The sequence below is a fragment of the Variovorax rhizosphaerae genome (assembly GCF_037889975.1).
GTDB lineage: Bacteria > Pseudomonadota > Gammaproteobacteria > Burkholderiales > Burkholderiaceae_C > Variovorax > Variovorax rhizosphaerae.
In genome coordinates this window covers 62,612-77,346 of the sequence record NZ_JBBKZT010000023.1, presented here as the reverse complement: position 1 = coordinate 77,346, position 14,735 = coordinate 62,612, and the positions used below count along the sequence as shown (strand labels likewise).

Below are 14,735 nucleotides of genomic sequence, written 5' to 3'. Positions count from 1 at the left end.
AAATGACTGCATCCACTCAAAATCTTGAAGCGGCAGCGAACGCTGTGGCGGAGGATCTGGCCAACGACGTGCGCGGCGTGCTGGCCAGCAAGGAACTCGATTCCATCCCGCACATCAAGGCACTGCGCCAGCGCGTCGACGCCAAGCTGGCGATCGCCCGTGAACTGGCCCAGGAGAAGACCAAGCTTGCCGCCAAGAAGGCGCGCGAAGCAGCCGGTTCGGCCAATGCCTACGCGCATGACGAACCCTGGCAGATCGCTGGCGCCGCATTGGCCGTCGGCGTGCTGGTGGGCCTGCTGCTTGGCCGCCGCGACTGACGGCACCAAGTCTCACACGCCACCGCATCGACCCGTGCACTTGATTCGCAGACGTGGAGTCTGCCCATGAAGTTGTCGTCCCTGTTCGGGCTCGATGCCCGGATACGCAGGCTGCGCATCGCGGCCAGCGAAGGCGCTCTCGCGGCCGAAGACCGTGTTCAATTGCTGCGCGCGGCGTGGGAGGAAGAAAAGCAGCGCTACAAGCAGATGCTCTTGCTCGTGGTCGCCGTGCTGGGGCTCACGACGGTTGCCGTGGCCTTGCTCTCGGTCGCGGTCGTGGTGCATTTCTGGGATACGCCGAATCGCATCGCCGCAGCCTGGTCGGTTGCGGCCTTGTGGATCGTGCTGTGGGTGATCGCGGTGGTGAAGCTCGTGCGGGCCATGAACGATGCGAAGACTGTCGTTGCGGAGACGCGCCGCGAGTTCGAGCGTGACTGGCAATGGACGCGGCACCGCCTCGGCCTTGACAGCCACGATGACGAAGAGCGGCCCGCGCGACCCGTCACGCGCGAGGAGTTGCTGGCGCGCATCGAGCGGCAACGGCTGCGCATCATGACCCTCGAAGCGCCAGACCCGGAGCCTGCACCGGGCACCTTGCCCGACGAATCCGCCAGTGCCGCCGCGCTGCGCATTGCGCGCGAGCATCCGGTGGCTGCGGGCGTGGCAGCGGCCGCCGTCGTTGCCGTGGTGGGTCCGCGCCGGTTGATTCGCTGGAGCGCCGTGATCGCGCCGGTGATCTGGCGCATGCGCTGAACCTTCAGCCGCGCTTGAGCGCGCTGGCGGCCTCGCGCACGAGCCCGGGGCCGCGATAGATCAGGCCGGTGTAGATCTGTACAACGTCTGCACCGGCTGCGATCTTCGCCTTCGCGTCGGCCGCACTCATGACCCCGCCGACCCCAATGATTGGAAATGCCTTGCCGAGCGCGACGCGCAGTTGGCCGATGACGCGGTTGCTGGCTTCGCGCACCGGCGCACCGGAGAGGCCGCCCGCTTCGTTCGAATGCGGCAAGCCGGCCACCGCCTCGCGCGAGAGCGTCGTGTTGGTGGCGATCACGCCGTCCATTCCGTGGCGCTTCAAGGTGGCGGCGATCACCGCCACCTGCGATTCATCGAGGTCGGGCGCGATCTTCACGAACAGCGGCACCTGCCGGCCCTGCTGCGCCGCAAGCGACTTGCGCCGCGCTGCGAGCGTGCCAAGCAGGGCGTCGAGCGCCTCGTCGCTCTGCAGCGTGCGCAGGTTGGCCGTGTTGGGGCTGGAAATGTTGATCGTGACGTAGTCGGCGTGCGGGTAGACGCCTTCAAGGCACTGCAGGTAGTCGTCGGTCGCGCGTTCGATCGGCGTGGCGGCGTTCTTGCCGATATTGAGGCCCAGCAGCATCGGCACCTTGCTGCCAGCGCTCTTGCGAAAGCGCGCACGCTGCACGTTGGCGATGAAGGCATCGAGCCCGTCGTTGTTGAAACCCAGGCGGTTGATCAGCGCGTCGCGCTGAGGAAGGCGGAACATGCGCGGCTTGGGATTGCCCGGCTGGGCCTTGGGCGTGACGGTGCCGACTTCGACGAAGCCGAAACCCATCGAGGCGAAGCCATCGATGCAGCGTGCGTTCTTGTCGAGTCCCGCAGCCAGGCCGATCTTGTTGGGAAATTTCAGGCCAGCCAGCGTGACAGGATCCTCGACGCGCGAGCCGCCGTAGACGCAGGCGAGCGGCGTGTTCTGCGTGCGCTCCAGGCCGGCGATGGTGAGTTCATGTGCCTGCTCGGGGTCGAGCCCGAACAGGAAGGGGCGCGCAAGCGCGTAGGGGAGCAACAGGGACATTGGATAATTCTCGGCTTCAGACACTCAGGATTTTCCCCTATGAATGCATCCGCCCCGGCGCCTTTGACCCAGGACGAACTCAAGGCCCTCGTTGGCTTGGCCGCGCTCGAATATGTGGTGCCTGGCGAAATCGTCGGCGTGGGCACGGGTTCCACGGTGAACAAGTTCATCGAGGCGCTCGCCACCATCAAGGACCGGATTCGCGGCGCGGTTTCAAGCTCGGTGGCATCGACCGAACGCCTGCGCGCATTGGGCATCGAGGTGTTCGACAGCAATGAAGTGGACGAACTTTCGGTCTACATCGACGGTGCGGACGAGATCGATGGTCGCGGATTCATGATCAAGGGCGGTGGCGCGGCACTCACGCGCGAGAAGATCGTCGCGGCCCAATCGCGACGCTTCATCTGCATCGCGGACGCGTCGAAGCGGGTCGAGGTGCTGGGGGCATTTCCGCTGCCGGTGGAAGTCATTCCGATGGCTGCGCGCCGCGTGATGCATCAGTTCGAGAAGCTTGGCGGCATCGCACAGGTGCGCGAGCGCGAAGGCCTGCCGCTGGTGACCGACAACGGCCAGCACATCGTCGACGTCACCGGATTGAAGATTGTTGATCCCCTGGCGTTCGAGAGCGAGATCAGCCAGTGGCCCGGCGTGGTCACGGTGGGCGTGTTTGCGCACCAGAAGGCGGACGTGTGCCTGCTGGGTATGCCAACGGGCGTGCAGACGCTCAAGTTCGACTGAGGGCTTTCAAAGTCGATGGGGCCTTGCCGTATCGACTTGATCCCCGCCCGGGACGGGCTCGGCCGGCGGGCCTAGAACTTGATCCCGGCGGGGTTGTCGGGCGTCGGCCCCGAGATGGCCGCTGGCGCTGGCGGAGGCGCGACCGGCGCAGCAGCGCTGGCGGGCGCACGTGCAGCTGGAGCTTCCTTGATGGCGACCAGCGGCTGTGCGGACGGCCTGGCGTAGCCGGCGCTCAACTGGTTGCTCTTCGGGTAGCCCGCCGCATCGAGGTACTGCGACCATTCGATGTCCGAGTAGCCCTTCAGTTGCTGCGTGCCGATGCTGACCAACGGGAGGGTGTTCTGGCCGCTCAGGCGCTGCAGCGCCGCGACGTCTTCGTTGGACCTGACGGTGCGTTCGCTGAAGGGCACGCCACGGGTCGTCAGCATCGAGCGCGCGGCGTTGCAGGGCTGGCAGTCGTCGCCGGTGTAGAGCGTGACGGGATAGCGCTGGACCACCTGCCGAAGCTCGTAGGGCAGTGCGCTGGCGCCCGGATCAGGTATCTCGTTCACCGTGCCGCGGCGGGGCGTCGCGGGCGGCTGTGCGGCGCTGGATGGCGGCTGGTCGGAGTAGCTCACGACGCCGTTCTTGTCCACTTGGCGATAGACCTGCGCCATCGCACTGCCGGCCAACAACAGCAACAGGAGCGGGAGGTGCCGAGCGTTGCGGCAGGAAGAGGAAAAGCTCATCGGGAAACTCCGGGTCGTCCGCGTCAGTTGGGGCCGAGTATCCGTCAGGGCTTGGAGGGTGTGAAGATTTCTCGCCGGCCAATGGACCAGTTCGGGCAGCACAGCCGCACTCCCGTGTGATTGCGCAGCGCAAGCCCGAGTTTGGTGGCCTCGATAGAAATATTCACACCTTCGTCAGGCCGCGTGCGACTCGGCCATGCCCTGATGCCGCAACAGCGCATCAAGTTGCGGCTCGCGGCCGCGGAAGGCCTTGAAGGACTCCATCGCGCTGCGGCTACCACCGGCTTCGAGGATGGCCTGGCGGTACTTGCGGCCGGTCTCGATGCTGGGTTCGCCATTGGCGCCAGCCGTTTCCTCGAAGGCGGCATAGGCGTCGGCGCTCAGCACCTCGGCCCACTTGTAGCTGTAGTAGCCGGCCGCATAGCCGCCCGAGAAGATGTGGCTGAAGGTGTTGGGCGTGCGGCTGAAATCCGGTGAAGGCATGACGGCCACTTCGGCGCGCACCTGGCCCAGCAGCGCGAGCACGTCGCCGGGCTGGGCCGTGGCGGCGTCGTAGCTCGTGTGCAGCAGCATGTCGAACAGCGAGAACTCGATCTGGCGCAGCGTCTGCAGGCCGCTCTGGTAGTTCTTGGCGGCGGTCATCTTGTCGAACAGGGCGCGCGGCAGCGGCTCGCCGGTGTCGACGTGTGCGGTCATGTGCCGCAGCACGTCCCATTCCCAGCAGAAGTTCTCCATGAACTGGCTCGGCAACTCGACCGCATCCCATTCGACGCCGCTGATGCCCGATACATCGCGCTCGTTGATCTGCGTGAGCATGTGGTGCAGGCCGTGGCCGAACTCGTGGAACAGCGTGGTCACGTCGTCATGGGTCAGCAGCGGCGGCTTGCCGTCGACGCCGTCGGCGAAGTTGCAGACCAGTTGCGCGACGGGCGTCTGCAGCGCGCCGGTGTCGGGTCGCAGCCAGCGGGCGCGGACGTCGTCCATCCAGGCGCCGCCGCGCTTGCCGGCGCGTGCGGACGGGTCGAGGTAGAACTGGCCGACCTTCTGCGCGCCTTGCGGGGTCTGGCGCTCGATGCGATAGAACTCGACGCTCGGGTGCCAGACCGGCGCGTCGTCGCGGCGGATGTTCACTTCGAACAAGGTCTCGACGATCTTGAACAGCCCGGCCATGACCTTCGGCGCGGTGAAGTACTGCTTGACCTCCTGTTCGCTGAAGGAATAGCGCGCTTCCTTGAGCTTCTCGCCGATGTAGCTCCAGTCCCAAGGCTGCGGGTCAGCCAGGCCGAGCGATTCGGCGGCGAAGGCGCGCAGGTCGGCCAGGTCGCGCTCGCCATACGGGCGGGCCTTGGTAGCGAGATCGCGCAGGAACTTGATGACCTGTTCCGGCGACTCGGCCATCTTCGGCACCACCGAGAGTTCGCCGAAGTTCCTGTAGCCGAGCAACCGGGCTTCTTCCTGGCGCAGTTCAAGGATCTCGCGGATCAGCGCGGTGTTGTCGAGTTCCGGCGGGCCGAACTCGCTGGCCCGCGTGACGTAGGCGCGGTAGAGCGTCTGGCGCAGCGCACTGCTCTTGGCGAACTGCATCACCGGCAGGTAGCAAGGCATCTTCAGGGTGAGCTTGTAGCCGGGCTTGCCTTCGGCTTCCGCGGCGGTGCGGGCGGTGCTGATGACGTCGTCCGGCACGCCTTCGAGTTCCGGCAGTTCGGCGTAGTAGGCGAAGGCATCTGTGGCGTCGAGGGCGTTCTCGCTGAACTTCTGGCTCAGCTCGGCCTGCCGTTCCTGGATGGCCGCGAAGCGCTCCTTGGCTGCGCCCTGCAGTTCCGCGCCGCCGAGCACAAAGTTGCGCACCGCGTACTTGTGGGCCTGGCGTTGCTCGGCGTTGAGCGTGGCCACGTCGACGGCCTTGTACTTGGCATACATGCGCTCGTCGGAGCCCAGTTGGGTCCAGAACGCGGTGACGCGCGGCATCGCCTCGTTGTAGGCGGCGCGCAATGGGGGCGTGTCGGCGACGGCATTGAGATGTCCGACCGCGCCCCAGGCCCGGCTGAAGCGCTCGGTGGAGACGTCCAGTACCTTGGCGATGGCCGACCATTCCGCCGGGAACTCCGGCGCGGTCACGGTTTGCAGCGCGGTCTCGGCATCGGCCAGCAGAACATCGACGGCGGGCGCCACATCCTCGGGCTTGATCTTGTCGAACAGCGGGAGGTCGGAGAAATCGAGGAGGGGATTGGTCATGGTCTGGTTGAGATGGCGGGCGGAGGCGCCGAGTTCAAGTGTGCCGTTGTTTCGGCCGGAAGCACCATGGCGCCGGCTTTACCGGGTCATTGGTGTGGGGGCTCTGGTCGCAGGTGTGAGGAGCTGAGTACGCGGAGCCTCACCCCGCGTTTTCGGCCGCCTCGAGTGTGTTGACGAGCAGCATCGCGCGCGTCATCGGGCCGACGCCGCCCGGCACTGGCGTGATCCAGCCGGCCACCTCGCGCACGCCGCCGAAGTCGACATCACCACAGAGTTTGCCTTCGTCGTTGCGGTTCATGCCCACGTCGATCACCACCGCGCCGGGCTTGACCATGTCTGCTGTGAGCACATTGCGCTTGCCGACCGCGGCGACGATCACGTCGGCCTGCAAGGTCATGGCCTTGAGGTCGGCGGTGGCGCTGTGGCAGATGGTGACGGTGGCGCTTTGCGCGAGCAACATCATCGCCATCGGCTTGCCGACGATGTTGCTGCGGCCGATGACCACCGCATGCTTGCCGCGCAGCGAGTAGCCGATGGATTCGAGCATCTTCATGCAGCCGTAGGGCGTGCAGGGCCAGAAGCCGCGGGCGCCGGTCATCAGTGCGCCAGCGCTGTGGATGTGGAAGCCGTCGACGTCCTTGGCGGGGGAGATGGTCTCGATGACCTTCTGGCTGTCCATGTGCTTGGGCAGCGGCAACTGCACGAGGATGCCGTGCACCTTGGGATCGTCATTGAGCGCGCGGACGCGGGCGAGCAGGTCGGCCTCGGTCATCGTGGCCGGATAGCGTTCCAGCGTGGCCTGCAGGCCGGTCTCGGTGCTGTCGTTGACCTTGTGCTTGGTGTAGACCTGGCTGGCCGGGTCTTCGCCGACGAGGATGATGGAAAGGGCTGGCGTGATGCCGCGTGCGCGCAGGGCCTGGGTGCGGCCGGCGACTTCGGCGCGGATGGTCTTGGCAAGTGCGTTGCCGTCGATGAGTTGTGCGGTCATGGGCGGTGATTCTCCAAGCAAAAGCGCCCGTTCACGCGAGGCGTGACGGGCGCTGTGGGGTGAGGTGGCGAATTCGGGAACGCGCCGTGCCTCAGTTCTTCGGGGCGTTCTGCCCCAGCGCGATCTTCAACAGGTCGGCGACCGTGTTGGCGTTGAGTTTTTCCATGATGTTGGCGCGGTGCGCCTCCACCGTCTTGATGCTGATGCCGAGGTCGTCGGCGATCTGCTTGTTCAGGCGGCCGGCGACGATGCGCTCCAGCACCTGGGCTTCACGGCCGGTCAGCTTGGACAGCAGCGCGTCGCGGCTGGCCGATTGCTGGTGCTGGGCGAAGGCGCCGCGGGCGTGTTCGAGCATGCGCTCGACCAGCGTGACGAGTTCCTCGTCGTTGAAGGGCTTCTGGATGAAATCCATCGCGCCCTTCTTCATGGAGTCGACTGCCATCGGCACGTCACCATGGCCGGTGATGACCACGATCGGCAGCGGGGAGCGGCGCTCGATCAGCCGGTCCTGCAACTCCAGCCCGGTCATGCCGCCCATGCGGATGTCGACGATCAGGCACGCGACTTCGCGCGGGTCGTAGCGGGAAAGAAAGGATTCAGCCGAATCGAAACAGCGAACCCGATAGTCTTTGCCTTCCAGCAGCCATTGCAGGGAATCTCGGACCGCTTCGTCGTCATCGACAACGTAGACCGTGCCCTTCTTGGGAATCAAACTCATGCCGTTACCTTTGTCTCATCACTTGCAATGGGGTCTATCGCGTCAAACACCGGAATCCAGAAGGAAAAACGGCAGCCAACTACTTGTGAGAGATTGTAAATGTTCTCTGCCTGCATCCTGCCACGGTGGGATTCCACGATGGTCCGGCACAAGTTCAGCCCGATGCCCATTCCTTCCGGTTTGGTCGAAAAGAATGCTTCGTACAGCCGGTCCATGACTTCCGGCGCCAGACCCATGCCGGTGTCCTGCACCGAAAACTCGACGGCATTCTGACCGTCGATCACTCTCGGAACCACCCGCAACTCTACGCTGCGGCGCGCGAGGGGCCGGTTGGCGACGTCAATGGACTCCGCCGCGTTCTTCAGGAGGTTGACCAGCACCTGTTCGATCAGGATCGGGTCCACCCGCAGGATCGGCAGGCGCGCCGCCACATAGTGGTTGAGCCGCACATTGCGTCGACGCAATTCGATGCCCGCGAGTTCCACGGCCTCGCTCACCATCGTGCTGGCTTCGGCCGGGGTGCGGTTGGGCTCGCTGCGCTTCACGAAGGAGCGGATGCGCTGGATGATCTGGCCGGCGCGCTGGGCCTGCTTGGAGGTCTTGTCGAGCGCGGCCAGGAGCGAGTCGCTGTCGATGGTCTGGCCCTTGATGCGCGAGGCCATGCCGTTGCAATAGTTGTTGATGGCAGTCAATGGTTGCGTCAGTTCATGCGCAACGCTGGAAGCCATTTCGCCCATCGTGATGAGGCGGCTGGCGGCCTGCGCGCGGTCGGCCTGCGCGGCTGAAAGGTCCTCGGCATCGCGGCGTGGGGTGATGTCGGTGGCAATCACCATTTGCGCCAGGCGGCCATCGACCCAAGTGAGGTAGCGCGAGCGCACTTCGAGCCACTTGCCCAGGTCGGGTACGAAGATCTCGTTGTTGCCGGGTTGGGCCGCAGTGAGCGTGTCGATCGGCAGTCCGGCATAGGGGTCGACGTCGTCCAGGCCGTCGTCGTGCGCCTGCGACGCCGGGACGCCTGCCTGCGCCACCATGTCGAGGTGACCGACCGTGTTGGAGCCGAACCAACTCCGGTACAGCTTGTTGGCGAAAAGCAGTTCCTTGCTGCCGAGCGGTGCCACCGACACCGACGCGTCCAGCGCCTCCAGCACGATCGTGAAGCGCTCATGTGAGGCCGACAACTGCTCGCGGATGCGGGTGGGCTCGGTGATGTCGGTCATCGAGGTCATCCAGCCGGTCTGGTGGCCGCGCGCGTCGATGAGCGGGGAGACATAGAGTCGGGCATCGAACACGCCACCGTTGCGGCGCTTGACGCGCACCTGGAAGCCGCCGGGCAGGGCGCGGCCGTGCAGTTCTTCCTCGAGGCGCTCGTTCATGACTTCGCGGTCGGATTCGAGCCAGTAGGGGAAGGGTGGCGTCTGGCCAACCAGTTCGGCTTCGCTCCAGCCGGTCATGGCGCAGAAGGCGGCGTTGACGTAGGTGATGCGGCCTTCGAGGTCCAGCACGCGCATGCCGGTGAGCATGGAGTTTTCCATCGCGCGGCGGAAGTTGGTTTCGGCAACCAATGCCTGCTGGGCCTGCAGGCGGCGACGCGTGTGGCGCCAAGTGCCGATCAGCATCCAGCTTGTCAGCACGCTGAGTGCGCCAACGAGCCAGAACAAGCCATTGCCGACGAAGCCCTGCGAGGTGCGATAGGCCTGCGCGCGCAGCAACAGGCCATTGCCGACCGGCGAGACCGGCACCTCGTATTCGTTGGTGTGTTCGTTCCACGGCAGCACGCGCGTGCCGGCTTCGCGCGGGTTGACCGTGTTGCCGGCGATGAGGCCATTCTTGGCGTCGAGCAAAGACACCGCATAGCGCGCGGCCACCTCGGGCGGGATGCCGTAGCGCAAGAGGCCGTCGATGGAGAACTCGCCCATCAGCACGCCGGCAAACAAACCCTGGTCAAACAGCGGGATGTGGAGCTGCAACAAGCTCGGCGGGTCGTTGCCCGCGATCGGCTGCGAATACACCGGCTGGCGCAATTCGCGAGAAAGGGCGTAGTTGGTTTCGATATCGCCAGGCCGCAGCACTTCGCCGAGCGGGTGTTGCTGCGAGGGATGCACGCTGGGCGCGGCGTACGCGGCCTTCACGCGGCGGCGGTCGTCGATCCAGGTGACGGCTTGCAACTCCGGGAACTGGCTCACCAGCGACTCGGCGCGACTGGCGAATTCGGAGGAATCGATCTCGCGGTTGGAGGCGTCGCGTGCGATGCGCATCAACTGCTCCTGCCGCTCAAGCAGGCGCAGGCGCAGGCGTTGCTGGGCGTATTCGACGTCGCGCTTGACGGACTCCTGTTCGCGCTCCAGTTCTTCCGCACGCAGGTACCAGAACGCGGAAACGATGGCTGCGAGGAACAGCAGAACCGCCGCGAGCGGGGCCAGCATCGCAACCGCATCCTGCAGGACGGGTGTCTGGCGGCGCCACCACCGTCGCCACCAGGACAAGGGCGACGAATTGGCGACTTGGCGCGCTGCTTCGACGGAGGACGTAAACGGCATTGCCCCCGAGTGTAGGGGAACCCCTCTGCGGGGCCGTGGAATGGACCGTGACACTCGCGCAGGAAAGGTCACTGGACTGAAACTTAAAATATCACAATATAAAATCAACAAGCACCATTTGAAATTACACAAATGTTGTGCGAAACTTCCTGCCGTTGCAAACACGGCGGTAAATTGGCTGCCATCCACACCCAGGAGACATCAATGTCGGCACAACCCGAGAATCTTTTTGGCTCGGCCGCGAATGACGCGGACGCGCAGGAAACACGTGAATGGATGGACGCCCTGTCCGCCGTCATCCAGAGTGAGGGCCCTGAACGCGCTCACTTCCTCCTGGAGCAGCTCCTCGAGCATGCGCGCCAGAACAGCATCGACAAGCCGTTCTCGGCCAACACCGCCTACGTCAACACCCTGGAGCCGGACCAGGAAGAACGCTCCCCTGGCAATCTCGAGATCGAAGAACGGCTGCGCTCCTACATGCGCTGGAACGCGATGGCGATGGTGGTCAAGGCCAACCGCCACCACCCGCCCGAAGGCGGCGACCTCGGCGGCCACATCGGCTCGTTTGCCTCGCTCGCCACCATGTTTGGCGCCGGCTTCAACCATTTCTGGCATGCCGAGAGCGAGAACCACGGCGGTGACTGCCTCTACATCCAGGGCCACGTGTCGCCGGGCGTCTATGCCCGCGCCTACCTCGAAGGCCGCCTGAGCGAGGAGCAACTGCTCAACTTCCGCCAGGAAGTCGACGGCAAGGGCCTCTCCAGCTACCCGCATCCGAAGCTGATGCCCGAGTTCTGGCAGTTCCCGACCGTGTCGATGGGCCTGGGCCCGCTGATGGCGATCTACCAGGCCCGCTTCCTCAAGTACCTGCATGCCCGCGGCATTGCCAACACCGAGAACCGCAAGGTCTGGGTGTTCTGCGGCGACGGTGAAATGGACGAGGTCGAATCGCTCGGCGCCATCGGCCTGGCCGCACGCGAGAAGCTCGACAACCTGGTGTTCGTCATCAACTGCAATTTGCAGCGCCTGGACGGCCCGGTGCGCGGCAACGGCAAGATCGTGCAGGAACTGGAAGGCGAGTTCCGCGGCGCGGGCTGGAACGTCATCAAGCTGCTGTGGGGCAGCAACTGGGATCCGCTGCTGGCGCGCGACAAGGAAGGCGCGCTGCGCAAGATCATGATGGACACGGTCGATGGCGACTACCAGTCCTTCAAGGCCAACGACGGGGCCTACGTTCGCAAGCACTTCTTCGGCCGCGATCCGCGCACCGCCGCGATGGTCGAGAAGATGAGTGACGACGACATCTGGCAGCTGCGCCGCGGCGGCCACGATGCACAGAAGGTCTACGCGGCCTTCCATTCGGCCGTGAACCACAAGGGCCAGCCGACGGTGCTGCTGATCAAGACCGTCAAGGGCTTCGGCATGGGCAAGATCGGCGAAGGCAAGAACACGGTCCACCAGACCAAGAAGCTCAGCGAAGACGACATCAAGCTGTTCCGCGACCGCTTCAACATCCCGATCCCCGACAGCCAGATCGCCGACATCCCCTTCTACAAGCCGGCCGACGACACGCCGGAAATGAAGTACCTGCACGAACGCCGCAAGGCGCTGGGCGGCTACCTCCCGCACCGCCGCACCAAGGCCGACGAGAGCTTTACCGTGCCGGCGCTGGAAGTGTTCAAGGCCGTGACCGAGCCGACCGCCGAAGGCCGCGAGATCTCGACCACGCAAGCCTACGTCCGCTTCCTCACGCAACTGTTGCGTGACCAGGCGCTCGGCCCGCGCGTCGTACCGATCCTGGTCGACGAGGCGCGCACCTTCGGCATGGAAGGCCTGTTCCGCCAAGTCGGCATCTACAACCCGGATGGCCAGCAGTACACCCCGGTCGACAAGGACCAGGTCATGTACTACAAGGAAGACAAGGCCGGCCAGATCCTGCAGGAAGGCATCAACGAAGCCGGCGGCATGTCGAGCTGGATCGCGGCGGCCACGTCGTACTCGACGAACAACCGCATCATGGTGCCGTTCTACGTGTACTACTCGATGTTCGGCTTCCAGCGCATCGGCGACCTGGCCTGGGCGGCAGGCGACATGCAGGCACGGGGCTTCCTGCTGGGCGGCACCTCGGGGCGCACCACGCTGAACGGCGAAGGCCTGCAGCACGAGGACGGCCACAGCCACATCCTGGCCAACACCATCCCGAACTGCGTCAGCTACGACCCGACCTTCGCGCATGAAGTTGGCGTGATCCTGCACCATGGCCTGAAGCGCATGGTCGAGCGCCAGGAAAACGTCTACTACTACATCACGCTGCTCAACGAGAACTACCCGATGCCCGGCCTGCAGCCCGGCACCGAGGAGCAGATCATCAAGGGCATGTACCTCGCGAAGCAGGGCCCGGCGCTCAAGGCCAAGGCGCCGACGGTGCAGTTGCTCGGCAGCGGCACCATCCTGCGCGAAAGCTTCTTTGCACAGGAGTTGCTGGAGAAGGACTGGGGCGTGAGCGCCAGCGTCTGGAGCTGCCCGAGCTTCAACGAGCTGACGCGCGACGGCCAGGAAGCCGATCGCTGGAACCTGCTGCACCCGACCGACGCGCAGCGCGTGCCTTTCGTGGCGCAGCAACTCGCGGCCAGCAGCGGCCCGGTGGTCGCGTCGACCGACTACATGAAGGCCTACGCCGAGCAGATCCGTCCGTTCGTCCCCAAGGGCCGCAACTACAAGGTGCTGGGCACCGACGGCTTCGGCCGCAGCGACTTCCGCGCCAAGCTGCGCGAGCATTTCGAGGTCAACCGCCACTTCATCGTCGTTGCCGCGCTCAAGGCGCTCAGCGAAGATGGCGCGCTGCCGGCAGCCAAGGTGGCCGAGGCGATCAAGAAGTACGGCATCAACGCCGAGAAGATCAGCCCGCTCTACGCGTAATCAACCAACAACCCGAACAACCGATTCGCCTCACGGGCGGGAGACAACGAGATGGCAACAGTGGAAGTCAAGGTGCCGGACATCGGCGATTTCGATGAAGTCGCAGTGATCGAGGTGCTGGTCAAGGTGGGTGACACGGTCAAGGCCGAACAGTCGCTGATCACCGTGGAGTCGGACAAGGCGTCGATGGAGATTCCGTCGAGCCAGGCCGGCGTGGTCAAGGAACTGAAGGTCGCGGTGGGCGACAAGGTCAAGGAAGGCTCGGTGGTGCTGGTGCTGGAAGGCGAGGGTGGCGGTGCTGCCGCTGCGCCGGCTGCCGCGCCCGCCGCTGCACCGGCTGCGACCCCGGCTGCCGCACCTGTGGCCGCGCCGCCGCCTGCTGCAGCACCCGCTGCGGCGGCCGGCCCGATCGAGGTGAAGGTGCCGGACATCGGCGACTTCAAGGACGTCGCGGTGATCGAGTTGCTGGCCAAGCCCGGCGACACGATCAAGGTCGAGCAGTCGCTCATCACCGTGGAATCGGACAAGGCGTCGATGGAGATTCCGTCATCGGCGGCCGGCGTGCTGAAGGAACTGAAGGTCAAGGTCGGCGACACGGTCAACATCGGCGACCTGATCGCGATCATCGAAGGCTCGGGTGGCGGTGCTGCGGCGCCGGCGGCCGCGCCGGCGCAGGCTGCCGCGGCGCCTGCGGCTGCAACCGCTTCGGCACCGGCGCCTGCTGCCGCGCCGTCCTCTGCCCCAACGAGTGCACCACCGGCGGCGCATGACCCGACGGTCGCGCCCAAGGGCAACCTGCCGCATGCATCGCCATCGGTGCGCAAGTTCGCCCGCGAACTCGGCGTGCCGCTGGAAGAGGTCAAGGGTTCCGGTCCCAAGGGCCGCATCACCGAGGAAGACGTCAAGGGCTTCACAAGGGCCGTGATGACCGGCCAGTCCAGCACCAAGGCATCGGCTGCCAAGGCCCCGGCCGGTGGCGGCGACGGCGGCGCGGCGCTGGGCCTGATCCCGTGGCCCAAGGTCGACTTCAGCAAGTTCGGCGAGTTCGAGCGCAAGGACCTGTCGCGCATCAAGAAGATCAGCGGCGCGAACCTGCATCGCAACTGGGTCATGATCCCGCACGTCACCAACCATGACGATGCGGACATCACCGACCTGGAAGCCTTCCGCGTCTCCACCAACAAGGAGAACGAGAAGTCGGGCGTCAAGGTCACGATGCTGGCCTTCCTGATCAAGGCCTCGGTCGCGGCGCTGAAGAAGTTCCCCGAGTTCAACAGCTCGCTGGACGGCGATGCGCTGGTGCTGAAGAAGTACTTCCACATCGGCTTCGCGGCCGACACGCCGAACGGCCTCGTGGTGCCCGTGATCAAGGACGCCGACAAGAAGGGCGTGATCCAGATCAGCCAGGAAATGGGCGAGCTGGCGAAGAAGGCGCGCGACGGCAAGCTCGGCCCGGCCGACATGTCGGGCGCCTGCTTCACGATCAGTTCGCTGGGCGGCATCGGTGGGCGCTACTTCACGCCCATCATCAATGCGCCCGAGGTTGCGATCATGGGTGTCTGCAAGAGCACGATCGAGCCGGTGTGGGACGGCAAGGCCTTCCAGCCGCGCCTGATGCTGCCGCTGTCGCTGAGCTGGGACCATCGCGTGATCGACGGTGCTGCCGCTGCGCGCTTCAACGTGTACATCGGGCAGATCCTCGGGGACTTCCGCCGCGTATTGCTATGAGCTTGGCGACGCCA

General features: G+C 65.3%; 11 protein-coding genes. 5 read left to right on the top strand and 6 right to left on the bottom strand.

Annotation, left to right across the window (positions count from 1 at the left end):
• Positions 1 to 2 precede the first annotated feature (2 nt).
• Positions 3 to 317: a glycine zipper domain-containing protein gene (locus WKW82_RS33020; RefSeq protein ID WP_340347146.1), complete on the top strand. Its 315-nt coding sequence runs from the start codon at positions 3 to 5 to the stop codon at positions 315 to 317.
• A gap of 66 nt (positions 318 to 383) precedes the next feature.
• Positions 384 to 1,070, top strand: a complete 687-nt coding sequence (locus WKW82_RS33015) for a phage holin family protein (RefSeq protein ID WP_340347145.1) — start codon at positions 384 to 386, stop codon at positions 1,068 to 1,070.
• A 4-nt stretch (positions 1,071 to 1,074) separates the two neighbouring features.
• On the opposite strand, the gene WKW82_RS33010 is transcribed toward WKW82_RS33015, so the two are convergent.
• Complete coding sequence (locus tag WKW82_RS33010; protein WP_340347144.1) at positions 1,075 to 2,130, bottom strand: quinone-dependent dihydroorotate dehydrogenase; 1,056 nt, start codon at positions 2,128 to 2,130, stop codon at positions 1,075 to 1,077.
• Between the two features lie 39 nt (positions 2,131 to 2,169).
• Here WKW82_RS33010 and rpiA point away from each other — a divergent pair, with 39 nt between their 5' ends.
• Positions 2,170 to 2,868 carry a ribose-5-phosphate isomerase RpiA gene (gene rpiA / locus WKW82_RS33005; protein ID WP_340347142.1) on the top strand — a complete coding sequence of 233 codons (699 nt, stop codon included), beginning with the start codon at positions 2,170 to 2,172 and terminating at the stop codon, positions 2,866 to 2,868.
• 71 nt (positions 2,869 to 2,939) lie between these two features.
• Here the strand turns inward: rpiA and WKW82_RS33000 are convergent, their stop codons facing one another.
• The 5 genes from WKW82_RS33000 to WKW82_RS32980 form a co-directional block, all read right to left on the bottom strand.
• Positions 2,940 to 3,596 (bottom strand): glutaredoxin family protein, encoded by a 657-nt coding sequence (locus WKW82_RS33000; RefSeq protein WP_340347141.1) that lies wholly within the window; start codon positions 3,594 to 3,596, stop codon positions 2,940 to 2,942.
• A gap of 174 nt (positions 3,597 to 3,770) precedes the next feature.
• Positions 3,771 to 5,831, bottom strand: coding sequence for a M3 family metallopeptidase (locus WKW82_RS32995; protein ID WP_340347140.1), 2,061 nt, complete (start codon positions 5,829 to 5,831; stop codon positions 3,771 to 3,773).
• A 139-nt stretch (positions 5,832 to 5,970) separates the two neighbouring features.
• The gene (locus WKW82_RS32990) at positions 5,971 to 6,819 is read right to left on the bottom strand and encodes a bifunctional methylenetetrahydrofolate dehydrogenase/methenyltetrahydrofolate cyclohydrolase (RefSeq protein WP_340347139.1); all 849 of its coding nucleotides are present in this window, start codon (positions 6,817 to 6,819) and stop codon (positions 5,971 to 5,973) included.
• Between the two features lie 91 nt (positions 6,820 to 6,910).
• Positions 6,911 to 7,537: a response regulator transcription factor gene (locus tag WKW82_RS32985; RefSeq protein WP_340338741.1), complete on the bottom strand. Its 627-nt coding sequence runs from the start codon at positions 7,535 to 7,537 to the stop codon at positions 6,911 to 6,913.
• The gene (locus WKW82_RS32980) at positions 7,534 to 10,074 is read right to left on the bottom strand and encodes a PAS domain-containing sensor histidine kinase (RefSeq protein WP_340347174.1); all 2,541 of its coding nucleotides are present in this window, start codon (positions 10,072 to 10,074) and stop codon (positions 7,534 to 7,536) included. The genes WKW82_RS32985 and WKW82_RS32980 overlap by 4 nt, the downstream gene beginning before the upstream one ends.
• Before the next feature lie 204 nt (positions 10,075 to 10,278).
• Here WKW82_RS32980 and aceE point away from each other — a divergent pair, with 204 nt between their 5' ends.
• Both aceE and aceF read left to right on the top strand, forming a co-directional pair.
• Complete coding sequence (aceE, locus tag WKW82_RS32975) at positions 10,279 to 12,993, top strand: pyruvate dehydrogenase (acetyl-transferring), homodimeric type (protein ID WP_340347138.1); 2,715 nt, start codon at positions 10,279 to 10,281, stop codon at positions 12,991 to 12,993.
• Positions 12,994 to 13,044: 51 nt separating this feature from the next.
• Positions 13,045 to 14,721 (top strand): dihydrolipoyllysine-residue acetyltransferase, encoded by a 1,677-nt coding sequence (gene aceF, locus WKW82_RS32970; RefSeq protein ID WP_340347137.1) that lies wholly within the window; start codon positions 13,045 to 13,047, stop codon positions 14,719 to 14,721.
• Positions 14,722 to 14,735 lie beyond the last annotated feature (14 nt).

What these genes read in the sequence shown, in the direction of transcription:
- WKW82_RS33015 (WP_340347145.1), top strand. Translation starts at nt 384, where the DNA reads ATGAAGTTGTCGTCCCTGTTCGGGCTCGATGCCCGGATACGCAGGCTG.
- WKW82_RS33010 (WP_340347144.1), bottom strand. Translation starts at nt 2,130, where the DNA reads ATGTCCCTGTTGCTCCCCTACGCGCTTGCGCGCCCCTTCCTGTTCGGG.
- WKW82_RS33020 (WP_340347146.1), top strand. Translation starts at nt 3, where the DNA reads ATGACTGCATCCACTCAAAATCTTGAAGCGGCAGCGAACGCTGTGGCG.
- WKW82_RS32990 (WP_340347139.1), bottom strand. Translation starts at nt 6,819, where the DNA reads ATGACCGCACAACTCATCGACGGCAACGCACTTGCCAAGACCATCCGC.
- WKW82_RS33000 (WP_340347141.1), bottom strand. Translation starts at nt 3,596, where the DNA reads ATGAGCTTTTCCTCTTCCTGCCGCAACGCTCGGCACCTCCCGCTCCTG.
- WKW82_RS32985 (WP_340338741.1), bottom strand. Translation starts at nt 7,537, where the DNA reads ATGAGTTTGATTCCCAAGAAGGGCACGGTCTACGTTGTCGATGACGAC.
- aceF (WP_340347137.1), top strand. Translation starts at nt 13,045, where the DNA reads ATGGCAACAGTGGAAGTCAAGGTGCCGGACATCGGCGATTTCGATGAA.
- aceE (WP_340347138.1), top strand. Translation starts at nt 10,279, where the DNA reads ATGTCGGCACAACCCGAGAATCTTTTTGGCTCGGCCGCGAATGACGCG.
- WKW82_RS32995 (WP_340347140.1), bottom strand. Translation starts at nt 5,831, where the DNA reads ATGACCAATCCCCTCCTCGATTTCTCCGACCTCCCGCTGTTCGACAAG.
- WKW82_RS32980 (WP_340347174.1), bottom strand. Translation starts at nt 10,074, where the DNA reads ATGCCGTTTACGTCCTCCGTCGAAGCAGCGCGCCAAGTCGCCAATTCG.
- rpiA (WP_340347142.1), top strand. Translation starts at nt 2,170, where the DNA reads ATGAATGCATCCGCCCCGGCGCCTTTGACCCAGGACGAACTCAAGGCC.